The sequence below is a fragment of the Mesorhizobium sp. M0800 genome, from assembly GCF_040320095.1.
Classification (GTDB): Bacteria; Pseudomonadota; Alphaproteobacteria; order Rhizobiales; family Rhizobiaceae; genus Mesorhizobium.
The window spans coordinates 232,697-255,281 of record NZ_JAMYOZ010000004.1 but is presented as its reverse complement, the minus strand read 5'-3'; the positions used below and the strand labels follow the sequence as shown (position 1 = coordinate 255,281).

Sequence of the window (22,585 nt, the reverse complement as noted above, 5' to 3'; positions counted from 1 at the left end):
GGAGGCTAGCCAAGGAAATCCTTATGACGGCAATTGAATCCCCGTGCATCCTGGTCTGCTCGATCGATATGAAAACCGGCTTCTGTTTCGGTTGCGGGCGCACGCGCGCGGAAATCGCTGCCTGGATCGACATGACCCCGCAAACCCGCCGCAGCGTCATGGCCGAGCTGCCGGCAAGGCTGGAAACGGTCGAGCGACGCCCCCGCCGGGAAACCCGTCGCAGCCGCATGGCACGCGAACGCGACGCCCTCTCGTGAACCGGCCGCAGAGATGAACCGACTGTTGTGGATTCTGATCGTCGCGATCGGGGCGGGTGTACTCCTGCTCATGCTCAACGATTCCGCCGGCAGTACGTTCGGCATTGAGAATTACGATTTCAGCCAGCTGATCTGGCTTGGCGCTTTAGCGGCGCTCGTCGGCGCCGGCCTGCTCAGATCGGGCAGGCCGTTGGGCACCATGGCCCGCAGCCTCGGCGCCTGGGGTGCCATCGTGCTGGCGCTGATCGCCGGCTATCAGTACCGCTATGAGTTGCAGGATTTCGCCAGCCGCGTCACCGCCGGCCTTGTTCCCGGCAGTCCGCTGGCGCTGGGCGTGGAAGAAGGCCATGCCACCGTCACCCTGGACAAGGCCGGCAGCGGCCATTTCGAAGCGCGCGTCACGATCAACGGCACGCCGATCCTGACGGTTGTCGATACCGGCGCGACCAGTACCGTGCTGACCGCCGAGGACGCTCTGGCGGTCGGGTTCAATTCGGCGGCTCTCCGCTTCACCATACCGATCTCTACCGCCAACGGCATGACTCGCGCCGCGGCGGTGCGAACCGACGAACTATCGATCGGCGGCATCGTGCGCAAGGACATGCCCATCATGATCGCCGCACCCGGCACGCTCGGCCAGAGCCTTCTCGGCATGAATTTCATCGGCTCGCTATCGGGCTTCGACGTCCGTGGCGATCGCATGATTTTGCGGGATTAAGTTTTTCCTCAGGCCGCCTCTGCGGTCCTGCCGAAATCGACCTCTGCGAACGCTGCCTTGAGGACCTCCGCTCCGGCACCCGGCTTTGTCGCCTCGGTGGACAGGATCTGCCGGTAGCGGCGTGCACCGGGCAGGCCGTGAAACAGCCCGACCATGTGCCGGGTGACATGCCCGAGGCGTCCGCCCTGCTCGATATGGCGTGACGCGTAATCCGCCATGGCATCGATCAGTGCGGCAAAATCGAACGACTCAGCCGTGCTGCCGTAAAACGCGGCATCGATGCCGGTCAGTATCCCTGGCGTGTGATAGGCGGCGCGGCCGAGCATGGCGCCATCGACATGGTCGAGATGCGTCAGCGCCTCTGCGAGAGATTGAATGCCGCCATTGATGCCGATGAATTTGTTTTTCTTTCTGGCTTTCAGCCGATAGACGCGGCCATAGTCGAGCGGTGGGATGTCACGATTTTCCTTTGGGCTCAGTCCTTCCAGCCAGGCCTTGCGGGCGTGCACCCACAGCACGTCGGCGCCGGCCGCGAAAACACCATCGGCCAACGCATCGAGTGCCGGTTCCGGATCCTGCTCATCGACGCCGATGCGGCACTTGACGGTAACCGGTATTTTCACCGCCGCCTTCATTGCCGCGACGCAATCCGCGACGAGCACGGGCGTCTTCATCAGGCAGGCGCCGAAGGTGCCCGACTGGACGCGGTCGGACGGGCAGCCGACATTGAGGTTGATTTCATCATAGCCGAAGGCTTCGCCGATGCGCGCCGCCTCGGTCAGCTTTCCCGGATCGGCGCCGCCGAGTTGCAGCGCCACCGGATGTTCGCTGTCGTCGAAGCCGAGCAGCCGCTCGCGTGCGCCGTGGATGACCGCATCGGCCACCACCATCTCGGTATAGAGCAGCGCCTCGCGCGTCAGCTGGCGATGGAAGAACCGGCAGTGCCGGTCCGTCCAATCCATCATCGGCGCAATAGCGAAGCGCCGAGATACGCTAATCTGCGATTTCCTTTCTTTTTCCACTACTTAGGCCTTCTCAATCATTTTTACGCTTGTCGCGTTTCATCCGATTTTGTATCGTTTCTCGCGAAAGGTACAACAAATGTTGTACCGTCAAAGGGCATGTTGTACCGACATGGGCACCATTGTGAAGCGCTCACGCAAGGATGGCTCTGTAGCATGGCTCGCACAGATTGTCATAAAGCGCGGCGGCAAGATCATTCTGCGTGAGAACAAAACCTTCGAACGCCGATTAACCGCTTCCGCTTGGCTCACCCAACGAGAAGAGCATCTTGGAGAGCCCGAAGCCTTGGAATCTGCGCTGCAGACCAAGTCGAACGACAACCGGGTCCCAACACTGGCCGACGCGATAGATCGCTACGTTCGCGAGAGCAACAAAAAGATCGGGCGCACGAAGACCCAAGTGCTCAAGACCATCAAGGACTTCGATATCGCCGGCAAGCCATGTGCCTCGATCACGAGCACCGACATTGTCGCCTTCGCGCGCGAGAAGCTCGACACGGGCGTTCAGCCGCAGACCGTCTCCAACTACCTTGCCCATCTGGGCGCGGTATTCGCCATAGCGCGTCCTGCCTGGAATTACCCGCTTGATCGGCAGGCCATGCAGGACGCCGGGATCGTTGCGGACAGGCTCGGGCTGACGACAAAAAGCCGAGAACGCGACCGTCGCCCAACACTCGTCGAACTCGATAAACTCATGAAGCATTTCAAGGACCGGTCATCCGCCACTCCGTCCTCCATTCCTATGCATCGGATCATTGCCTTCGCCATCTTCTCAACCCGTCGGCAGGAAGAGATCATCCGGATCGCTTGGAAAGACCTGGACAAGGAAGGCGGGCGCGTGCTCGTACGCGAGATGAAGAACCCGGGCCAGAAGATTGGGAACGATGTGTGGTGCGACCTGCAGGAGGAAGCATTGGCGATAGTCGAAGCCATGCCCAAGGTTGCGGAACAAATCTTCCCGTACACGACTGATGCGATTGGCGCGTCCTTCACGCGAGCCTGCAAGCTCCTGGGGATCGAGGACCTTCGTTTTCATGATTTGCGGCACGATGGCGTTTCGAGATTGTTCGAGCTTGGCCTTAACATCCCAAGGGTCGCCTCAAATTCCGGACACCGATCCTGGACATCCCTCAAGCGCTACACGCACTTGCGCCAAACAGGAGACAAATACGACGGTTGGAAATGGCTCACAGAGGTGACTTTGAAGGACCCCACCCTGAAACTCGTGCGGCACGGCCAATTCCCACGCCGACGGCGTTCTGACCGGAACAATGGTAGCGCTCGGCATCAATGATGAAGGCAAACCTCACAGACGGCCGATCCAGGCTCAGCTTGCAGCCTGGCGCCATGGCGGCAACCTTGCCGAGCAAGAAGGATGTCGAGGACGGTGGAGCGCAACACGAGTCAGCAGAGCGGAGGAACTTCACGGGTCCTGCTCGATTCCAAGGTTTGGCGGTATGTACTCGATGTTGGAGCCCAAGGCGCGTTGAAGCCGCTAGCAACCGCTCCGTTAAGGTCCAAGTAGCAGTTGGCCGCGTGGGCACGCCCTGCACCCGGCCCTGGCCACGGAATTTCGACTCTCGGTGAGGCCCCTAAAAATTCAGCGCAGACTATCAAGAACCGCGCGAAGCAGGCTCGCTGTTCCTTTCCCTGACACCATTACAGGTTCACGTGCCCCCATGGCGTCCTTCACACAATAGTAGGCCTGATGGCTGCTGCTTTTCCATGCAAACACAAAGATGTCCGCAGCCTTGGCGAGACTGGTGAGTCGCGTTGTTGCGACTGTGTCAGCGTTAGTTTCAACGCGAACGCCGGGAAACATTTCAATTAGTGCTACCTTGGCTCGGTTCCCTGCAGCTTCCACCAAGGTATAGATCGCGATCATCTTGCCTGACAGGTCGTGCGTTTCCACCTCCACTTCCGTCTGCTTGGGCAGCGCGATGGCACCAAGCACCTCAGGATCGAGGCCATAGTCGGTGCATAGCAGGGTAAAGGGCAGAACATCCTGGCGCTCGAGGCGATACGCAAAGGGTTGGGCCTGCCCCACCAGCAGAAGAAATAACTGCCGGCGGGCCGCACGCGCCGCGTCACCAGGTGCAGCTGCGACGGCAAGTGCCTCGCATATGTCGAGGCTCCAAGCGAGGTGCGCATAGGAACCAATGCGCTGCTGGACATCTTCAAGTCCGCTCACCAGGTTGCCGTAATCGGTCGGGGACATACCAATCGTCAGCAACTGCCCTACGAGCAATTGGAGCAGTTCGAGATCCGTTGGGGTCAGAACGTCGTCGAGCGCGATCAAGTCGAACAGCAGAATCGCGACCGGCCTTGCCGCTTCATTCGTCGGCGCGCGGTCGGGGAATACCGCATTGAAGATCGCCGGCACCGCACGACGCGCAGCCTCAGCAGCCGCGCCGGAGAGCCTGCCCAGCAGGCTGGCAAATCGACTCGATGCAGCGTCATTCCGTGTTATCTGGGCGACGTCCCAAGTGAGAGCGTTGTCGAGGGAACGCGTAAGAGTGCCAATGTCGCGGCCAGAGGCCAGGCCTTCGGCCCAGTCGAACCAGCCATCGACCGCGGTTTTCGTTGCCTCGTCGGTCGCGTCTAGCTGCGACGCGCCCCGCAGATCGTCGATCTTTTTGCGGACGGGCTCTGCCAGGCTCGCAAAGAATGCCGGATTTGCCTGATCGATCCTGGCAAGCAAACTTTGACGCGCATCGTTGGTATCCACGAAAAGGACACACGCGAGCAGGCGCTGCACCGAACGCTTGCTCAGCGGCAGGTCGCGATAAAGCGCGAAGGCACGGTCATATTGGCCGTCATCAAACGCCTCTCCAGCCTCGTCTTCATTCGAGACCGAAACCGATTCTTCCGCGACGGGTATTGGCATTCGTGCGGGAACAGGCGCAGCAAGCCCTGCGAACAACATGAGTCTTGGATCATCGGTCGGCAACAGGAGGCCAGACCTATCAGGAGCACGTTGTTTGGCCTGTCGAGCGAGCGCTCGAACAGTAGAAAGGCCTTTATCACCCGCGGCGTACAAATGCCGCGCCGGGTTGCAAAAAGACGCGGATAGGGTGTGCCGAGATGTTGCTTGAAGGCGTCCAGCAGCGCCGGTCCATCAAGCGCGGTCTCCAAATCCTCGAGATACGTGCGATAGAGTGCCTCGATGATGTCGGTGAGTATCTGCACCGGCATCGACAAATCGGAAAGCGTCTTGATCAACCAGTGATCGCGGGCGATCTGGGGCCAAAGACCAAGGCCGGCCTTCAGCCGCACATCCAGATATCTGAGGTTCTCCTCGTTCAGACGCCCTGTCTCACGCAACTCGGCGACCAAGGTTTCAGCCCGCTCGGCGTCCTGAACTAGCAGCGCCCGTTCGAAGTCCGAGCGGATAGCCCCTACCGGACGCATGGGCATGCGATTGGTCAGCGGGCGGCGCCGGGCGAGGTTGGCAAGGGCCGTCAGACGATCGGTCATCCGCGCGGTCGTTGTACCGGCCGCACCAGAAAAGCGGTAAACGATCCCGTCGTAGCGTTGCCGCATCGCGGCTGCCATTGGATCGGGACTGTCCGCGGGCATAGCTTGGATATGGTCAAGATAGGTCGGCCCGAGCCAGCCCATCAGTTCCTTCTTGAGTTCGAATGCGCCGGTCGGTCCGCGCGTAGTCGCGTACCACGCGACAATCTCGCCAGAGCGCACAAAGGGCAGCACGATCGGCGATTGCGGAGGGCCGCTGCTGACTAATTGTAGCCAGGTAGAGACATGATCGATAAGCCCCTGCGGCGCCGCGCGTTTCTCGATACTATTCCAGTCGAGCCCATTTGGCGCGTTGAAGAAGACACGGAGCCAAGCGACCTCGGAAGGCTCGAGATCGGCGATCATTTTTCAACCTCGATATAGGATTCGAAATTTAGCCGCGCCTCGGCGAGCGTTTTTGCATTGGTGTCGTAGACGACCATTTCGTCGTTCAACTCAAGGCCATTGTAGGTCAAATTCATTGAGCCGGTGAGCAAACCCCGCTTTAGCAACACCCCTTTGGTGTGAAGGTGCTGGCGCTGGATGATCAGCAGCCGATCGGAAAGTCCTGCTTCTTCGGCAGCCTCACTGACGGTCCCGATGAAAGCGTCGTTATGCGCGTCGAAACTGGTCGCGATGCTGAGCGGCGTACCGCGTGCCATCAGGTTGATCGCGACCTCAACAAGACGGACTTCGCGGCCACCCCATTCAGGATTGACCGAACCGAAGCCACCCGCGCGATTGTCGAGTATCAAAATATTGCTGATCCATGGGCTGACCAGCCAAGCCCGCTCGCCGCCGGGTGCGAGAAGTTCGCCGAGGAGCATCAGTTGCAGCAGTTCACGAATTAGATTCTGGCTCGTGACCGCACTCTTGAAGATTCGACGTGTCTCGAAGGTCATTGCACTGCCTCCGCGATATCGACATCGACATGATAGGCGCTGTCCGAGCACCGGACTGCCTGCACGCGGGCAAAGACGGAGAGATAACCGGTCTGCACCGGGTTTGTGGCGAGGAAATTGAAGGCGTCCGCGAGGCGACCAGCTTGGTTCATCGGACAGATGAGCGTTGCCGATCCGGCATCAGCTAGCCGTGCCAGGCATTCGGCATGCCAATGGTCTTCCTCGAGATCGATGAGCGCATTTTCCTGGGCGAGGAACGACATCAACAGCAAGGGTTCGGGCGCCGGCAGATCCGCAAATTGGGAGTAGAGGTGCAATCCGGCCTGGCGAATCTGCGCCCCGCGCGGCCACAACAGGCCATAGATCACACCGAAGCGCCATTGGTCGGGATTGACCGTAGGCGTGTCGATGTCTGCGAAGCTGAGCGCAGTGTCGATATCGTCGCGTCGCGACAGCCTATATGCGACAACACGCGCATCCAGTTCAACTCCAAGCCGCTCTTCTTCAGCCGACCATCGCCGGATGGCATCGAGGAAGAAGGTGTCGCTTTCGCGCGTCGAGCCGGGCCGAAGGACACGGTTGGCGAGCGCGACCATGAAAGCGTGGAAGGTCACGAAACCCTCTGCCGCGAGCGTTTCGCGCAATGCTGAAAAAGCCTGGTGGCTCTCGGCTGCGCCATAGGCGCCACGCATGCCGTCCGTTGCCATCGCCAGATCGCCTTCGGGGTCTTCCTCGACGACCAAACCCAGGAAGCGCTGCAATTGATAGTCGCTGAGCGCAAAGTCATTGTCCCGCAGCGCCGCGGTCATGACACTATAAAAGCGGCGCGGATCCTCGGCATATTGCCGAAGCGCCTCTTCGATCTGGCCGTTGCCGCCAGGGGCGGTTTCGCTGATCCAGATTTGGGCTGCTGGTTGATCGGCGAGAACGTCGTCGGGCTCACGCGGACCGGCGTCGATGTCGACAACGAGGCCGTCGGCGTCGACCTCCGGACAAAGGCTCATTATCGCGTTGAGGGCTGCTGCCGCGGTAGTCGCCGCGAAAACCTCGCGCAGCCAAGGTTCCCAATGGGCGGCTATAGGTTGCCACAGGATCTTCGCGAGACTGAACAAACTGGTTCGGACCTGTGGGTTGGCGATGAGCAGAGCGAGATCCTGGCGGAGCTTGTCCTGCAGATTGCCCTGACCGGTGGGATCATCGACGATAGGCGACTGGAACAGGATGCTGAGCGTCTGATCGAGACTTAATTCCGCCCTGCCCTGCTCCAAATTGTCGGCGGCCTCCTCGAGTCCGATCGTCTTGGCGATCGCCTCATTGCTGATTGCAGCGAGGAGCAGATGGGCGAGCCACTCGCGAGCGAAGTGATTATCTACGGCGTCGAGATAGGGGCCGTTGGTGGCCTGATCGTGGAAACGCGCGGTGCGGATCGCTCGGTAGCAAGAATCCGAGTCGGGACCGAGGCTCGACCAGAGCTCTTGCGGAAAACGAAGGCGCAGGCAGAAGGCATCGACCCCAAAGCTGAAACCAAGCGCCGCAGCGCCCCCGGCCATCTCGTAGCTGAACTTTTTGGTATAGGATGTCCCGTCGCGATAGCGGATGCTGGCGTCGCTTCCGATCGCCATGCGACGCGCTTCAACCGGACTAAGGTTCTGATGGGTGTAGAAGCGGGCATCGGCAATGAAAGACGCCCATGGGCTACCCGTAGGGGGAGGCAGGACCAGGCCGACTTCGCGCGCGACAATCTGTGAACGCCAGCGCAACCTCGCATTCGAGGTGTCGACCACCGTATTGGCAGGCTGCTGGACCAGAAATTCGCGAGGCCGATAGACCGGCATTGGCAAGACCGTCCCATTGGTCGCGCGAATCTGCCAGTCGCCGATAAGGTCAGCCCGCACAAAGGGGGCAAGGTCGACACTTTGCGCGATATTCTGGTCAAGTTGCGGGCAAATCCAGTGGCGCTCAAGCGCATGGCTGATACCATAACGGCGCGAGACCCGGCCGGCCGCATATTCCTTCATTGCCTGCGAGATCGGCATGACGACGCGCTCGGGCGTTGCGCTGCCCGATCGGCCGAGCGCAATTTCGACTTCGGGTAGGTTGAGTTCGCTGAACAGGTTGGCGGGCGCGAACTCGGGCAAGGGCGAGTTGCCGACCTGATAGTCGGCGCCATCGTCGCCATAAGCCCACCAGCGTGATTCTAGCCGACGCAGGGCGGTCGGCAGCACCTCAACCAGTAGCGGCCGCGGATGATCCCAAAGCAGCGCATCGATCTCGTCGCGGTCAAGCTTGAGGGCCTGCCCGAGATAGTCTGCGTAGCGTTCGAGATCGGCTTCGCTGGTGAGAATGTGGCGGACTAGATCGGCAAGTTTCGCTTGGCGTGAGCGCTGGTTGGGACTGCCGGCGGGTCCGTACATGTTGATCCACACACTGCCGTGCGGGTTCGGTCCAATCAAAAGGCTGAGGTAGTCGAGCGTCGCGTAAACTGCTTGGATGCGTTCGACGTAGCGATTGCTGATCGGCAGAGACCGGGGGGAGACCTCGGGGTCGAACAGCAGGTCATAACCCTGATAGGCAGTCCGATCACGACCATAGTCTGACAAGACCACAACCGTCCAAGGACGCATGCGGCGCGAACGGCCGGCCCGGCCCTTGCGCTGGAGAAATTGGGCGACATCGTTGGGAGACTTATGCTGAATCACCCCGCCCACGAGTGGATCATTGTAGCCGACTTCAAGCGACGCGGTCGCGACTATGATATCGAGATGACTGCCGACACCCGGGTCCAAAGACATTACGCGACCGACAGTCTTGCGATCGTTGGATTGCAAAGTGTGACCTATGTCGACAGCGGCCTGCCAATCCTGGCCATGAAGCTTGCGGTGTTCGCTCGCCATCGGCGAACGCAAGGTGGCAAGCCCCCCATTAGGGTGACGGTTCATGTCGATCCGGCCGCTGCTATGCCGCCCCTCAGCATCGAGCGTAGCGAAGAACATCCGGTTGATGACATCGAGATTGTCGGCGAACAAGAAGAGCCGCTGGCCAAAGACTCCTTGGCTACGACGCACGTCTGGCGCATCGAGCATCCGGGAGAGAAGCATGGCGGACTGAATCGTCGTCGACAAAAGCGCGGTACGGGACACCGGGTCGCCACGAAGGGCCAGCAGATACTCCGCGCCTTCCGCCATCATATCGCGGGTTCGGGGTGCGATCTCGAGAGACGCCTGTTGGTGAACGCCGGTCAGTCGCGCAAAGAAGCGCGCGCCATCGGCGATCGTCGCTGAGAGGCCGACGAAACTGACCGACCTGCGCAGCAGTCTGCGCCACCGGCGTAGCAGGAACGCGACCTGCGCGCCGGACGTACCGGCATAGGTATGGACTTCGTCGAGCAGCATAAGTTCGACGGGCCGTTCGCAGCGATCGCCCAGGCCGAACAGGTGGCGAACACGGTCATCGCCCATCCGCTGGTTCAGCATCTCGGTCGTGGTGAATAAGATGTCGGGGCTTTCGCGTTCGAGCCGGCGACGCGTAAGGATGATCTCGTCGCTCTCGATTGAGCCGTCGCAAGTTTGGCAGACCAAGCGTTCGGCCCCGGCCCCCCGATCCTGGTTGTGCCACAGCATATCGCCATCACAACCATCGGTTGGGCAGCGCAGATAGTCGCAGATCAGGCCGTCCGCATGGCGACGCCACCCCGTGCGGGTCTCAGCGTCGGCGGCGTCTTTCGGCGTAGGGCCGAAATAGGTGCCGATGAGGATCTTGCGACAGCCCTGCTGTAACAGGCTGGCGTCGAGCCGCCGCGCTTGGGAGGCAGGCTGTCGAACAGCGCTCTGAACTGGCCGTAGAGGCCCTGATAGACTTTGAGTGCTTCCTGGTTCGGCTTTGTCTTGGCAAGCTTCGAATCGATCGCAGCCGGCGTCTCGCCGCTGAATAGGCTCGTCCATTGAGCCTTCCAAGCGGCAGTGATCGCCATCTGAAGATCACGTGCGGCCGAATCGATTTCTTCGAGCATCGTCGACCATACCTGCCCCTTCTTGATTGTTCCGGATTTTGGTGTCGCTGCAAAGCGTTCAAGCACGGTAGTCGCCTTCTTTCGGACCGCAACGCTGCTTGCGGGGTCGACAATGGTGATGCCGGCCTTGGTAAGGAGGCGTCTCTTCTCGGCTGAGGCCGAAAATTTTTCGACGTGCCGGGCGAGTTGGCCCCGCAAGCCTTCCAGGTCAGCGGCCTCGGCGACGTTGGAACTCATCTCGTGGAGACGGTTCAGACGAGCGCGCAGGGCTGACGCACGTGCAGGCAAGGTTGTCCTCATGCTGTCGCCTCCGGCTCATCAGATTGGGCAATGGTAGTCAGCATCATGGTGATTTCGGCAACGAGCGTGGCGGGATCGGCCTGCCCCCGATTAGCCTCTTCGCGCGCAACACTGTCCTCAGCCGCTTTTATCAAGCTCGTCGCGTGGCCGAGAAAGGCAACGGTTCTGGCGATTAGCCCGAGATCAAGCACTCCTAAAGCATTGAGTGCTTTGGGAATCTGGTCGAGGTCGCCGTCGACTATCACAGCCACCTTGCTCACCAAGTCCTTGATCGCGCTGGCCTGAAATTCAGTCAGCCTGCGTTCGAACTCTTTGAGCGTGATGGGTAGGCTTACACGCAGCAGATGTAGATAAGCCCTGCCCAAAGATATGGGCTTAGTTCGAAACTCCTCGCATAGACCAATCTGGCGGCGCCCATCAGATCATAGACGGCGACGATGGAAGCGACCGCGCTCGCTTTTACAAGAAGGACAAGCTCATTGCCGAGCGGTCTCACTGCGACGACCATCGCCTGCGGAATCAAGATGTCGACAAACGTGTTGTAGCGGGACAAACCGAGGGTCTGTGCCGCCTCAGTTTGTCCGCGCGCTACCAAGTTTATGGCGCCCCGATAAATCTGGGCCTGATAGGCCGCGGTGTTCAGTGAAAACGTCAAGATCGTGCAAAAGAAAGGGTCCGCGAATAGCCACCAGAGGCCGACACCCTCTAGGGCTGCGCGGAACTGACCGCTTCCGTAGTAGACCAGGAAAAGCTGCGCGAGCAGCGGCGTACCGCGGAAAAAGAGCAGGTATGAACTTGCTATGAAACGAATGGATGCACGACCACTGAGAAGCGCCAGCGTCAGCGGAATTGCCGCAAGGAACCCCAGCAAGGCGGATATTGCCACGATCTTCAAGGTGACGGCAAAACCGGCCAGAAGTTGAGGAGCAAAGTCGGGCAGGAACAAATTCAAGACGCGCTCCTGGCATACCCGCGCGAGAGCCGTGCCTCGAGAACGCCCGCGGTGCGTTCGGAGACCGTGGTCAACAGGAGATAAATGAGGCAGGCAGTCCCGTAGAACTCGAACGGTTGCTTGGTGCTCGATACCGCGAGGCTGGTCGTCCGCATGAGGTCGTTGAGCGCGATGATTGAGACCAATGATGTATCTTTCAACAATACAATCCACGTATTCGACAGGCCTGGCATCGCCGCTCGCAGCATCTGAGGTGCGATGACATCCTTGAACGTCTGAAAGCGAGTAAGACCGATCACCTGAGCGGCCTCGGCCTGGCCGCTCGCAATAGAGTTTAGCGCCGACCGGAAGACTTCCGCAGAGAAGGCCCCGAAAACGAGAGCCAAGGAGAATACGCCGGCTGCAAACGGGCTGATCTCGCCAAATCCGTCGATCCCGATTTCGTCAGCGAACTGATTGAGCAGTTCCTGCGCTCCGTAATAGATCACGATCAGCGTCAGAAGCTCCGGTAAGCCGCGGAACACTGTCGAGTAGACCGCTGCAACGACCCGCACGTAAAGATTTTGCGACCTCGATGCCAAGGCCAGCGCCAATCCAAACAACAGGCCGATCGGAAGCGTCGCAAGCGCCAGTCCGACGGTTAGAATCGTTCCCGACGTGATCTGCCCTGCCCAGTCCAATTTGAAACCTCATCTGCCTTGACAAGGTCGAGCATGACAAATCTATTGTCCACTGTCGACAACTATTTTGCAGTCTACCTCGGCGAACGCTACGCATTCCGGCGCACATAAGAGCCCCAAACCCTCGTTTGAAGGTTTGACATCATCCGACCTTCCAATGGCGGCTATGAGGAGCCCGAGACTGGGAAACGTTCTCGATGAAAGCGACGCAGATTCTACTGGACCAGATCATCTTCGGCAGTTCGGAGGGTGAACCGGATAACGGCTTAGCAGAGCCCTGCCCTCTCAAACTCGGCGAACTCACAGTATTGGCATGGCGACCAACGGCATCCTCCCATTTGCCGGCGGACGGCGACGGCGGCTTCATCCCTCGGGCTAGACCGCCGTCGCAGCCAGCCAGGAACCAAAGGTCGAATGAAGGATGCCCTCTATAGATGCTATCGAAAGATGCTATCGAAATCCTGTCCAAGCTGGTGGGATTTAAGTCCCTATCTGGTCAATCCAACCTCGACATCGCGGACTATGTCGAAACCTTTGCCAAATCCTTGGGAGCAGCGATCCAAAGGTTCCCCTCAGCCGATGGCACCCGAACCAGCCTGCTCATGACTTTTGGACCAATGGCTCCGGGCGGAATTGTCCTGTCGGGTCATATGGACGTCGTTCCCGCGGGAAACCAGTCCTGGACTTCCGATCCATTCGCGTTGCGACAGGCGGATGGGCGCCTCTATGGGCGTGGAGCGGTGGACATGAAAGGGTTCCTCGCCCTCGCCCTCTCGCTTGCCGCGACCGTTCCCATCGCCGAGCTCACGAAGCCGCTCCACCTTGCGTTTTCTTATGACGAAGAGATCTCCTGTGAAGGTGTGAAACCGATCGTCTGCCATATCGAGAAGTCCGTCCCGACTCCTCTTGCGGTCATCGTTGGCGAACCCACGGAAATGCAGGTCGTGGGCGCGCACAAAGGCGCGCTCGATTGGACGATCGAAATTTTCGGCAAAGCGGCCCACTCAAGCCTTCCACACCTGGGCGCCAACGCCATTCATGCGGCCGCTCGCCTGATTTGCGAGGTGGAGCATATTGCCCGGGAGTTCGAGGAACAGCCATCGCCGAATGCCGAGCTCTACGACGTGCCGCATCCCACTGTCACAGTCGGAATCATCGAAGGAGGCACCGCTGGAAATGTAATTCCCGCGCGGTGCAGCTTCCAGATGGAGGCCAGAACAATGGAGCCCGGGCAGGCTGCAGCTATCCTCGCACGGATTTCAGATCTTGCACGGGATGTCGTGCTTCCCAGAATGTGTGCGACAGCCCCTGGTTGTAAGATCAAGATCACCGAGCGTTTCCATATTCCGCCGCTCGTCAGAGTAGTTTCCAGTGCTGCGGAACAGCTCGTAAGCCGCTTCAGCTCCTCGCCGAACGTGAAAGCCGTGTCATATGCGACTGAGGCCGGCTTCTTCCAGGCGGCGGGGCTTCCTACGGTTGTCTTTGGGCCGGGGAGCATATCCCAGGCTCATCAGGTCGACGAGTTTATCGACAAAACGCAATTCAAGGAGGGAGAAAGGGTGCTGGCGCAGATCGTCCAAACCCTCTTCTGACGTGGCTCAACTCGTTTCCTGGCTTGCCAGGCGTCGCGACTCGCTGAGGAGATCATCTCGAAACGTCGAGACGAGGACGGAGGGAGCGTTGCTCTCGCGAGACACGACGTACACCGGCCAATTCACGCTGAATCGTTCCGGATTGATTTTTCGAAGTATGCCGAGGTCAACCCATGCGGCAGCGTACTGATCAGGAAGATAGCCGATGTGGAGACCCGTCAAGATGAACTGGAGAGTCGCCTCGACGTGCATCGAAACAACCGTAGAGTTCCAATTGGTTTCGACCATTTCCTGCTGCTGAGTTACAAACCCTCGCCGAACGAAATCCACCTGACGCAGGTCATCATCGCTCAGCATGCTTTCGGAGCGGCCGAAAAGCGGATGCTTCGAACCACAGTAAAGCGCTATTCTTTCGGAGTAGGCCTCCTGGTACTTCAAGCCATTCAGTGGGCTCCGGCTTCCGGTAAGACCAAGATCGCAGCGACCGTCATAAACCCCCCGCTCAACATCGTTGGATGGCACCACATTCATGGTTATTTCAACGCCATTCGAGCGCTCGCGAAATCGCTGAAGCGCGCCTACCAGAGGGTTCAGCGGATCGCTCGCAATGTTCTCCATCTGCCATATCGTCAGTTCGCCCATGAGTTGCCCCTTGGACCCGGCGACTGTCGTTCTGAAACTGTTGATCTCGCTAAAGAGCCGCAGGGTGGCCTCATACACGACCTGTCCCTGTGGCGTCAGAGAGAACCCACTAGGACCGCGAATGCAAAGCTTCAGGCCGAAGCGCGTTTCCAAGTCGGATATGTGGATTGAGATCGTTGATCGGCCCAGACCGAGCGTTTCCTCGGCGGCCGCGAAACCATTGCATTCGGTCACCGCCTTAAAGACCCGAAGGAGCCGAATGTCGACCTTGTCCAGGGGTGGGATTTCTAAACGCATATTCCGCCTTTCGACCGTGCATCCGCCGTTCCAGGATAAATCCCGCACGACTTCATGGGGTGGTGCCAGCCCATAAATCACAGTTATCGCGAGAGGACCATTTCGCATTGACTACATCAGATTTATGTGAGACGAAACATTGTCGACAGAGGACAGTCGCCAATAACACAATGGGGAACGTCAATGAAACTCCTTAAAAAGCTCGCTCTTGCGGGCACAATCGCTATCACCATGTCTTCAACCTGGAACGTCGCTGATGCAGCGGAAAAGATTTCGGTCGCGCACTCGACCTGGATTGGCTACGGCGCGCTCTACATCGCCAAGGAAAAGGGCTTCTTCGAAAAGGCAGGACTGGATGTAAACCTGCAGATCATCGAGGCATCATCAGACGCCATCGCCGCCATGCAGGGCGGTCAGATCAATATCGTCGCCTCGACGATGGACAACTTCGCACTGTTTACCGGAAACGGAGCTAACCTGGAAGTTCTGACCGCGCTCGACGAGTCGGCCGGCGGCGACGGAATTGTCGCGAAGAAGGAGATAGCGACCGTCGCGGACCTGAAAGGCAAATCAGTCGGTGTTCAGAAGGGTTCGGTCTCGCAGTTCCTTCTCGCGCAGGCGCTCAACAAGGCCGGATTGAAGCTCGAAGACGTCCATGTCATCGACATGAAGTCGGGTGACGCCGGCGCAGCCTTCGTTGCCGGCAGCGTCGATGCCGCCGTGACGTGGCAGCCGTGGCTTTCAAAGGCCGCTGCTACCGACTTCGGCAAGATCCTGGCCGACACCAGCACGATGCCAGGTCTAATCGTCGACGCGCTCGCCGCGAAGTCAGACTATGCCAACGAGCACAAGACGGAGATGAAGGCGTTCGTCGACGCCTACTTCGAAGGCATCGCTTTCATGGGGACGAACCCGGCGGAGGCGCATGAGATCATCGCTCGTAATCTGAAGATGAGCACCGAGACACTCGAGGGCACGCTGAAGGACGTTCGCTTCTTCAGCAAACAGGACAACGTGGCGTTCTTCTCCGGTGATCGCAGCCCGGCCTTTGCACTCGTGTCCCAGGCAGGTGAGTTCTATCAGAAAATCGGCGTGCTGCGCTCGACGCCGGACGCGGCAAAGGTCGTCGGCATCGCTGGCGAGCTGGCAAAGTGAACCTGGAGGGACGATGCGGACTTTCCAAGCGCTTCCGATGAACAGCGAAGTCAAAACCGCGGGCGTCTCTGAGAGACGCCTAGGCTTCCTCACCAAGGTGCGGACATATTTGAGGCCCAGGGCAAACCTGCCTGCTGGTGAACGGATGGCGATTTCCGTCGTCGGGGTACTGGGCTTTTTTCTGCTGTGGCTGCTTGTCACCGAGGCCGGTTGGATTCAACCCTTCTTCCTTCCCAGCCCCATCGCAGTCGCCAGTCGTCTGGCCAACATGGTCGTGAGCGGTGGCTATTTGGAGGATGTCTGGGCGAGCTCTTACCGTGTATTCGGCGGATTTTTTGTCGCGGCGGTAGTGGCGGTGCCGATAGGCATTCTCATCGGGAATTTCCCGTTCTTCCGTTCCCTTCTCGAACCGTTGCTCAGCACCGCGCGCTATTTGCCTGCAACCGCCTTCGTGCCGCTGATGATCATCTGGCTCGGGATCAACGAATCGCAGAAAATCTCGATCGTCTTCATGGGCACGTTCTTCCCGCTCGCCCTGTTCATCGCGAGCATTTCGGAAGGCGTTTCCAGCGACCTTATGAACAGTGCCTACTCGCTTGGAGCGAGCTCGCGACAGGTGTTCTTCAAGGTTCTGCTGCCCGCCTGCGTTCCGGCAATCGTGGACGCGCTCCGCATCACGGCGGGCATCGCCTGGACCTATGTCATCGTCGCGGAACTCGTCGGAGCGGACAAGGGAATGGGTATCGCCATCCTGCAGTCCCAGCGCTTCCTTCTGACGGACCAGGTCATCGCCGGGATCGTCGCCGTCGGCATCCTGGGCGTCTTGACCGACCTCGCATTCCGCTACGCGCACCGCAAGTTTTTTCCCTACATGTACTGAGGACCACCATGACACGCGTTCTTGTCGACAACGTCAGCGTGGAATTCGCCCGGCATCGGGAAGCTCCGAAGATAGCGCTGACGAATACCAATCTGGAAATCGAGCAAGGTGAGTTCGTCTGTCTTCTGGGGCCATCCGGATGCGGAAAATCAACTTTGCTCAACGTCGTGGGCGGGCTGGTGGAAGCTTCGACTGGGTCAATCAAGGTCGATGGACGATCCGTTGCGCAACCAGGCCCGGATCGCGGAATGGTCTTCCAGAACTATTCGCTCTATCCATGGCTTACGGTGAGGCAGAACATCGAGTTCGGCCCGAAACTGAATCGCTGGCCGAAGGCCAAGGTCTCTCAAATCGCCAATGAACTCATTGAGATTGTGGGTCTCAAGGAATACGCGGACCAGTTTCCGAAAGTCCTTTCGGGCGGCATGAAGCAACGCGTGGCGATCGCCCGCGCTCTGGCGATGGAGCCTAGCGTTCTGTTGATGGATGAGCCGTTCGGGGCGCTCGACGCACAGACACGTTCTCGGATGCAGGAACTGTTGCTCGATATCTGGTCTCGCAAACGGACCACCGTGATCTTCGTGACCCATGATATTGAGGAAGCCGTCTATCTTGCGGACCGCGTGCTGGTCATGAGCGCGCGCCCTGGCAGGATCATCGAAGACTTCAGAATTGAACTGCCGAGGCCGCGCGTCCCCGACATCGTCGCGAGCGAGGAATTCACCCGTTACCGCAAACACATGCTCCACCTGCTGAGGCATTGACGCGCTGATCTAAATTTGCGGCCGCTTGACCCCAATGGCCGACAAGAAAGGAATGAAATGTCGAACGAATTCAATCCCGTTGATTCATCCGTAACCCCGCGATACGCCGAGATCGCAACGTTCATGCGCGCCGCTCGGTCGGAGATTTCCCCTTCCATCGACATCGCTCTGGTCGGCGTTCCCCTGGATTTGGGCGCGACGTACCGATCCGGTGCACGACAGGGACCGGCGGGCGTTCGTGAGGCCTCTCGCTTGATCCGCCAGGTCAATCCGACCACCGGCGTCGCTCCATACCGCATCGCGAATATCGCCGATATCGGCGACGCGCCAACCCATCCACTCAGCGTCGAGAAAAGCGTCGAGCACATTGAACAGTTTTTCCAGCGTGTCCACGAAGCTGGTGCCGTGCCGATTTCTGTGGGCGGGGACCACACAGTCCCGCTTCCAATTCTCAGGGCAATAGCCAAGGACGGCCCCGTCGGTCTGATCCAGATCGACTCGCATTCCGATACCTTTGATGAATTTATGGGAACGAAGTACAACCACGCCACCTTCGTCCGCCGTGCGGTGGAAGAAGGCCTTCTCGATCCCAAGCGGATCGTCCAGATCGGTCTGCGGGGTACCCGCTATGGCGACGACGACATCGTCTACGGTGGTCAGGTCGGCATCCGAATGATCACGATGGACGAGTACGAGACGATGGGCCGCGCAGCGGTCATCGAGGAGATCAAACGCGTAATCGGCGCCGGCCGGACTTACTTCTCGATCGACATCGACGGTCTGGACCCGAAGGACGCACCCGGCACGGGTGTCCCAGAGCCGGGCGGCATCATGATGCGGGACGCCCAAATGATCCTGCGGTCGCTCAATGGCGTCGATTTGATCGGCGGTGACATCTGCGAAGTCGTGCCGTCGCTCGATCCGACCGGGATCACCTGCATCAACGCCGCGAACCTGATGTTCGAGCTCACGTGCCTGGCGGCGTTAGCCCACCAGAACCGCACGACGAAACAGGCTTGATCGGCCCGAACAGAACAAACGTAAGGGAGGACATCATGTCAGGCCAAGCCGCGTTGCGCGAGCTCGCAACCAAGTACTTCGACGCGCTGTATTTCGGGAAGGCGGACCTCTTCGCTGAGGTGTTTCATCCCGCAGCGATGCTCTACTGCTTCACGGAAGCGGAACCCGTAATCATGGGCGTCGACAAGTACCTCGAGATCGTGCGGGGCCGTGTTTCACCGGCGTCTCGCAACGATCCGAGGAGAGATGAGGTCGTTGCGATCGAGATCGCCAGCCCCACGACAGCCCATCTTCGGGTCAAGGAGATTTTTATTCCGAAGAACTTCGTGGATGAACTGACCTGCGTAAAAACCGCCGACGGATGGAAGATCGTCTCGAAGGTTTGGCACTTCACTTTGGATGCGCAGTGACTGCGAGAATGGAATCGTAAAATGACAACCGAAAACCAGAAGGCACTTCACACAAGTGCCGAAATTTTCGACGCCTTCATCGAGCGATCCTGGCGGTCAAATGCTGAGCGGCAGAAGGCGAAAGGCGCTGAATTCGTCATCGGCAAACGCGAAGGCGTTTACATGTGGGACATCGAGGGCAAGCGGCGACTGATCGACTGCGGCACCGGCGGCGGCGTGCATGCGTTGGGGCATCGCCATCCAGAGATCTTGGCTGTGCTGCGGCAGGCGCTCGACGATGGCCGGGACACTGGGCTTTGGTCGGTACCCAATGCCAAATATTTGGAACTCCAGGACAAGCTGGCGGCGCTCGCGCCCAAGGCCCATCTGAATCGGAGCGTGATTACTCTTTGCTCCACTCTTTCGGTCGATCTGGCGACAATGTTCGCGTTCCGCGTTACCAAGCGCCAGAAGATGCTTGCCTACAGGCATGGATATCACGGCCATACAGGATTCGCGGCTATCGTCACGGGCTCGCCCGAAGAAGGGATCATCGACCACTATAATCTACCTTCGCACTCGACCTTTATCGAGCGGTTCGGCGATCTCGAGGAACTCGACCGTCTTCTTACCTCCGAGATCGCGGCCTTCATCATCGAGCCGATGGATTACGAGACCTTCGAGGCGGCTTCCAACGACTTCTTCACCCAGGCGTCCCGCCTTTGCAAAGAGCGCGGAGTCCTGTTCATCGTGGACGAAACACGCGCAGGTCTGGGTCGATCGGGGACACTGTGGGCTTCGGAGCAGTATGACATCGATCCGGACATGATGATCACCGGGAAGGGCTTGTCGGGCGGCCTGTACCCAGCGAGTGCGGTATTGATGCGGGCGGAGATTTACGAGCAGTGCATGAATCAGCATCGGTTCGCGTACATCTCCAGCCTCGGCGGCAACGAGATCAGCTGTATTGTCGCGGCGAAGGTGCTTGACGTCGCCTCAAGTCCAGCTTTGTTGGAGAACGTCCGCAAAGTCGGAGCGTACCTCCACAACGGCTTCCAAGCGCTCTGCTCGAAACATTCCGATGTTCTCAGGGGCGTCACATCCTTCGGGCTCGCCGTCTCTGTTCAAGTTGCCAACCGGGATGTCGGGCGTGAACTCTACAGAGAGATCCTCGCCGATGGCGTTTTATGCCACAGCGTCGCGGAAATCGATCCACCCGGTCTGAAGTTCTTTCCTCCGCTGGTGCTTACCGAAGTGGAAGCCGATACCATCGTTGAAGCTTTTGACCGTGCCACCTCTTTGCTGCGTAAATCTGTGAAACCTGCTGCGTAATCCGCCCAACTCCCCGGCGAAAAGCCGGGGAGGTTCTCCACATTGGAAAACGGAGCGGATCCGTATCGTTGCACGGTTTCGTATTCTTTTTTCGCAAGTTCCGCTAAGTTGCCTGCGCTGATGCTGGACCGAATTCGGTAGGCTGCGCCAACCATGAAGAAAGGCCCGCCATGGGTGTCGTGAAACAAGATGAAACCAACGGCTTGGTGATCCAGCGTAATTCGGTTGCTGATCAGGTGTACTTCGACCTCCGTGCCAAACTTCTTTCAGGACAGATCGCCCAGGGGGAGCGCATTGTCGAAGCGAGCATCGCCAAATCTCTCGGCATCAGCCGCGCGCCAATCCGCGAAGCCGTCAACCGCCTGACCGAAGCCGGGCTTCTTGAGAGCCGCACCCATTACGGGACCTCGGTTATCCAGATGAGTGCGGAGAAAATTCGCGAGTTGTATGTCGTGAGGAATGCCATCGAGGCGTTAGCGATCAGGGCGGTGGCCGAGCGCCATACCGCCGAAGACGTCAAGAAGCTGCGCAAGCTCATCAAAACGATGTCGAATTTTGCGAAGAATGGCGATTTGCCTGGCTTGGTCGACGCAGAACTTGAATTCCACGAAGCTCTCTGGCGGATGGCCAAGAACCCGTACATCGAAAAGGTCGCCGGGCTTCTGTTCGACCATCTTCGCCTCGCACTTACGATCGACAATGCAGGTTACAAGAATCTCATGGACGTTGCGCAGGAGCATGAGCCTCTCGTGCAAGCGATAGAAAGCGGCGATCCAGACAAGGCCGCCGAAGCGCTCGCTGAGCACATAATGACATCACTGGACGCCTTTGCTTCCACGAAATAGCTCAACGCGGCCGGACGGCAGCGTCGCGAGCTCAGCACCAAATTTCCCATCAATCCCGACATGAGGCCGTTTCTAAAGGCCAAAAATGTCGACAGTAGACAGAAGAGACTTCATCATGCTCAGAAATTCAGTTGGTGCGGCCATTGACAAAGCGATCGACGCTCCTGCGCTTATCGCGGCTTGCCAGGAGGTGGTACGCATCGAGAGCCTCACCGGCCAAGAGGCGAATGTCGCGAAATTCGTCGCCGAAAAGATGATCGAGCTTTCCTTTGACGACGTAAAAATCGATGCGAACGGAAATGTTATCGGGACGGTTTTCGGCGACGGGACCGGGCCATCCGTCATGATCAACGGCCACATCGATCACGTCCCGGTTGGCGCTATGCAGAATCCGTTCTCCGGTGAACTCGTGGACGCCGCCCGTTGGGGCGAAAGCGGTCAGGCCATTTTCGGCCGTGGATCGTGTGACATGAAGTGCAACGTCATCTCGGCCGTCTATGCGGTGGGTGCCCTGCAGCGCAGCGGGCTGAAGCCGGGCGGCGATGTGATCGTTGTCGCCGACGTCGAGGAAGAGACGGACTCTCCCTTGGGTGTGAAGTCGGTTATCGAAGGAGGAATTCGCGCGGACTATGGAATCTCCGTGGAATCAACGAGGGGGCAAGTCTATCTCGGTCACCGCGGCAAGCTGGAGTTCGAGGTCTGCTTCCATGGGCGAACCTCCCATGCGTCGGAGCCGTCGAACGGCATCAATGCGATCTATCTTTCGACGGCGTTCATCGGTGCTTTGGAGCAATACGCGTCTACGCTGCCGGAAGACGAGCTTCTTGGCCCTGCCACGGTAGTCGTGACCGGCATGCATTCCTTCCCGGACAATGGCACGGCCGTCGTACCGGACCTCGTGAAGATGAGGGTCGACCGTCGCTACATCAGGGGAGAGGATGAAGAGAGCTGCCTGTCGGAAATCCGTCAAATCCTAAAGTCCGCATACGGGGAATCCGAGGGGGTCAAGTGGACCGCCGAAGTCACCAACCATTACCCGTTGATGTTCACCCCACAAACCAGCCTGGTGGCTCAGGCTGCCATGGTCGCCGCACTCGACGTCGACGACACCGCCCCGGCCATCTCCGCCTGGCGTTTCGGCGTGAACGGCACGTTCATGAACGCGGCCGGCATCCCCACGATCGGCCTCGGTCCCGGTGACGAGAAGTGGGCGCATACCCCTGAGGAACACGTCGGGACGGCAGACCTCGTCAATTCCGCGCGCAAGATTGCCAGGGCCGTCATGGTTCTGACCAAAGGCGGGGAGGCCTGAT

20 protein-coding genes and 1 pseudogene are annotated in these 22,585 nt (G+C 59.1%); 12 read left to right on the top strand and 9 right to left on the bottom strand.

The features are described from left to right. Window positions 1–23 precede the first annotated feature (23 nt). Entirely contained in the window at window positions 24–257 is a 234-nt protein-coding gene (locus tag NKI18_RS07775) for a DUF1289 domain-containing protein (RefSeq protein WP_352471906.1), read from the top strand. Window positions 258–270: 13 nt separating this feature from the next. Beyond that, window positions 271–975: a TIGR02281 family clan AA aspartic protease gene (locus NKI18_RS07770; RefSeq protein WP_352448873.1), complete on the top strand. Its 705-nt coding sequence runs from the start codon at window positions 271–273 to the stop codon at window positions 973–975. An 8-nt stretch (window positions 976–983) separates the two neighbouring features. On the opposite strand, the gene dusA is transcribed toward NKI18_RS07770, so the two are convergent. Next, entirely contained in the window at window positions 984–1,997 is a 1,014-nt protein-coding gene (dusA, locus tag NKI18_RS07765) for a tRNA dihydrouridine(20/20a) synthase DusA (RefSeq protein ID WP_352615850.1), read from the bottom strand. A 112-nt stretch (window positions 1,998–2,109) separates the two neighbouring features. Here dusA and NKI18_RS07760 point away from each other — a divergent pair, with 112 nt between their 5' ends. Next, window positions 2,110–3,291 (top strand): site-specific integrase, encoded by a 1,182-nt coding sequence (locus tag NKI18_RS07760; RefSeq protein ID WP_352615851.1) that lies wholly within the window; start codon window positions 2,110–2,112, stop codon window positions 3,289–3,291. A 306-nt stretch (window positions 3,292–3,597) separates the two neighbouring features. Here NKI18_RS07760 and dpdD read toward each other — a convergent pair whose 3' ends face one another. From dpdD to NKI18_RS07730, 7 genes and pseudogenes are all read right to left on the bottom strand, one after another. Next, window positions 3,598–5,037: a protein DpdD gene (gene dpdD, locus NKI18_RS07755; RefSeq protein WP_352615854.1), complete on the bottom strand. Its 1,440-nt coding sequence runs from the start codon at window positions 5,035–5,037 to the stop codon at window positions 3,598–3,600. Beyond that, window positions 4,986–5,879, bottom strand: a pseudogene (locus NKI18_RS33380) (hypothetical protein); the annotation flags it as partial. The gene dpdD and the pseudogene NKI18_RS33380, both read right to left, overlap by 52 nt. Then, window positions 5,876–6,415: a phospholipase D-like domain-containing protein DpdK gene (dpdK, locus tag NKI18_RS07750; RefSeq protein WP_352615857.1), complete on the bottom strand. Its 540-nt coding sequence runs from the start codon at window positions 6,413–6,415 to the stop codon at window positions 5,876–5,878. The pseudogene NKI18_RS33380 and the gene dpdK, both read right to left, overlap by 4 nt. Beyond that, the gene (gene dpdJ, locus NKI18_RS07745) at window positions 6,412–10,356 is read right to left on the bottom strand and encodes a protein DpdJ (protein WP_352615860.1); all 3,945 of its coding nucleotides are present in this window, start codon (window positions 10,354–10,356) and stop codon (window positions 6,412–6,414) included. Before dpdJ ends, dpdK begins: the two co-directional genes overlap by 4 nt. Before the next feature lie 364 nt (window positions 10,357–10,720). Next, window positions 10,721–11,089, bottom strand: coding sequence for a hypothetical protein (locus NKI18_RS07740; RefSeq protein ID WP_352615862.1), 369 nt, complete (start codon window positions 11,087–11,089; stop codon window positions 10,721–10,723). Next, window positions 11,056–11,676: an ABC transporter permease gene (locus NKI18_RS07735; RefSeq protein ID WP_352615865.1), complete on the bottom strand. Its 621-nt coding sequence runs from the start codon at window positions 11,674–11,676 to the stop codon at window positions 11,056–11,058. Before NKI18_RS07735 ends, NKI18_RS07740 begins: the two co-directional genes overlap by 34 nt. Next, a complete protein-coding gene (locus tag NKI18_RS07730; RefSeq protein WP_352615867.1) occupies window positions 11,673–12,356 on the bottom strand; it encodes an ABC transporter permease in 684 nt (227 codons plus the stop codon). The genes NKI18_RS07735 and NKI18_RS07730 overlap by 4 nt, the downstream gene beginning before the upstream one ends. Before the next feature lie 434 nt (window positions 12,357–12,790). On the opposite strand from NKI18_RS07730, the gene argE reads away from it, so the two are divergent. Then, a complete protein-coding gene (argE, locus tag NKI18_RS07725) occupies window positions 12,791–13,948 on the top strand; it encodes an acetylornithine deacetylase (protein WP_352615869.1) in 1,158 nt (385 codons plus the stop codon). Window positions 13,949–13,954: 6 nt separating this feature from the next. Here the strand turns inward: argE and NKI18_RS07720 are convergent, their stop codons facing one another. Then, window positions 13,955–14,887: a LysR family transcriptional regulator gene (locus NKI18_RS07720; RefSeq protein WP_352615872.1), complete on the bottom strand. Its 933-nt coding sequence runs from the start codon at window positions 14,885–14,887 to the stop codon at window positions 13,955–13,957. 183 nt (window positions 14,888–15,070) lie between these two features. Here NKI18_RS07720 and NKI18_RS07715 point away from each other — a divergent pair, with 183 nt between their 5' ends. From NKI18_RS07715 to NKI18_RS07680, 8 genes are all read left to right on the top strand, one after another. Then, window positions 15,071–16,042: an aliphatic sulfonate ABC transporter substrate-binding protein gene (locus NKI18_RS07715; protein WP_353019286.1), complete on the top strand. Its 972-nt coding sequence runs from the start codon at window positions 15,071–15,073 to the stop codon at window positions 16,040–16,042. Window positions 16,043–16,079: 37 nt separating this feature from the next. Then, on the top strand, window positions 16,080–16,922 hold the full coding sequence (locus NKI18_RS07710; RefSeq protein ID WP_352615877.1) for an ABC transporter permease: 843 nt from the start codon (window positions 16,080–16,082) through the stop codon (window positions 16,920–16,922). Window positions 16,923–16,930: 8 nt separating this feature from the next. Then, complete coding sequence (locus tag NKI18_RS07705) at window positions 16,931–17,686, top strand: ABC transporter ATP-binding protein (protein WP_352615880.1); 756 nt, start codon at window positions 16,931–16,933, stop codon at window positions 17,684–17,686. Between the two features lie 57 nt (window positions 17,687–17,743). After that, window positions 17,744–18,706 carry an agmatinase gene (locus NKI18_RS07700; RefSeq protein ID WP_352615882.1) on the top strand — a complete coding sequence of 321 codons (963 nt, stop codon included), beginning with the start codon at window positions 17,744–17,746 and terminating at the stop codon, window positions 18,704–18,706. 35 nt (window positions 18,707–18,741) lie between these two features. After that, window positions 18,742–19,116, top strand: a complete 375-nt coding sequence (locus NKI18_RS07695) for a nuclear transport factor 2 family protein (RefSeq protein WP_023741891.1) — start codon at window positions 18,742–18,744, stop codon at window positions 19,114–19,116. A 21-nt stretch (window positions 19,117–19,137) separates the two neighbouring features. Next, entirely contained in the window at window positions 19,138–20,427 is a 1,290-nt protein-coding gene (locus tag NKI18_RS07690) for a class-III pyridoxal-phosphate-dependent aminotransferase (RefSeq protein ID WP_353019281.1), read from the top strand. A gap of 170 nt (window positions 20,428–20,597) precedes the next feature. Then, window positions 20,598–21,272 carry a GntR family transcriptional regulator gene (locus NKI18_RS07685; protein ID WP_352615886.1) on the top strand — a complete coding sequence of 225 codons (675 nt, stop codon included), beginning with the start codon at window positions 20,598–20,600 and terminating at the stop codon, window positions 21,270–21,272. 115 nt (window positions 21,273–21,387) lie between these two features. After that, entirely contained in the window at window positions 21,388–22,584 is a 1,197-nt protein-coding gene (locus tag NKI18_RS07680) for a M20 family metallopeptidase (protein ID WP_352615888.1), read from the top strand. Window position 22,585 lies beyond the last annotated feature (1 nt).

Excerpts from the sequence above, each read along its gene's own strand:
- NKI18_RS07775 (WP_352471906.1), top strand. The coding sequence starts at position 24 with ATGACGGCAATTGAATCCCCGTGCATCCTGGTCTGCTCGATCGATATG.
- NKI18_RS07695 (WP_023741891.1), top strand. The coding sequence starts at position 18,742 with ATGTCAGGCCAAGCCGCGTTGCGCGAGCTCGCAACCAAGTACTTCGAC.
- NKI18_RS07710 (WP_352615877.1), top strand. The coding sequence starts at position 16,080 with ATGAACAGCGAAGTCAAAACCGCGGGCGTCTCTGAGAGACGCCTAGGC.
- NKI18_RS07715 (WP_353019286.1), top strand. The coding sequence starts at position 15,071 with ATGAAACTCCTTAAAAAGCTCGCTCTTGCGGGCACAATCGCTATCACC.
- dpdJ (WP_352615860.1), bottom strand. The coding sequence starts at position 10,356 with ATGGACGAGCCTATTCAGCGGCGAGACGCCGGCTGCGATCGATTCGAA.
- NKI18_RS07685 (WP_352615886.1), top strand. The coding sequence starts at position 20,598 with ATGGGTGTCGTGAAACAAGATGAAACCAACGGCTTGGTGATCCAGCGT.
- NKI18_RS07760 (WP_352615851.1), top strand. The coding sequence starts at position 2,110 with ATGGGCACCATTGTGAAGCGCTCACGCAAGGATGGCTCTGTAGCATGG.
- argE (WP_352615869.1), top strand. The coding sequence starts at position 12,791 with ATGCTATCGAAAGATGCTATCGAAATCCTGTCCAAGCTGGTGGGATTT.
- NKI18_RS07705 (WP_352615880.1), top strand. The coding sequence starts at position 16,931 with ATGACACGCGTTCTTGTCGACAACGTCAGCGTGGAATTCGCCCGGCAT.
- NKI18_RS07720 (WP_352615872.1), bottom strand. The coding sequence starts at position 14,887 with ATGCGTTTAGAAATCCCACCCCTGGACAAGGTCGACATTCGGCTCCTT.
- NKI18_RS07680 (WP_352615888.1), top strand. The coding sequence starts at position 21,388 with ATGCTCAGAAATTCAGTTGGTGCGGCCATTGACAAAGCGATCGACGCT.
- NKI18_RS07700 (WP_352615882.1), top strand. The coding sequence starts at position 17,744 with ATGTCGAACGAATTCAATCCCGTTGATTCATCCGTAACCCCGCGATAC.
- dpdK (WP_352615857.1), bottom strand. The coding sequence starts at position 6,415 with ATGACCTTCGAGACACGTCGAATCTTCAAGAGTGCGGTCACGAGCCAG.
- NKI18_RS07690 (WP_353019281.1), top strand. The coding sequence starts at position 19,138 with ATGACAACCGAAAACCAGAAGGCACTTCACACAAGTGCCGAAATTTTC.
- NKI18_RS07770 (WP_352448873.1), top strand. The coding sequence starts at position 271 with ATGAACCGACTGTTGTGGATTCTGATCGTCGCGATCGGGGCGGGTGTA.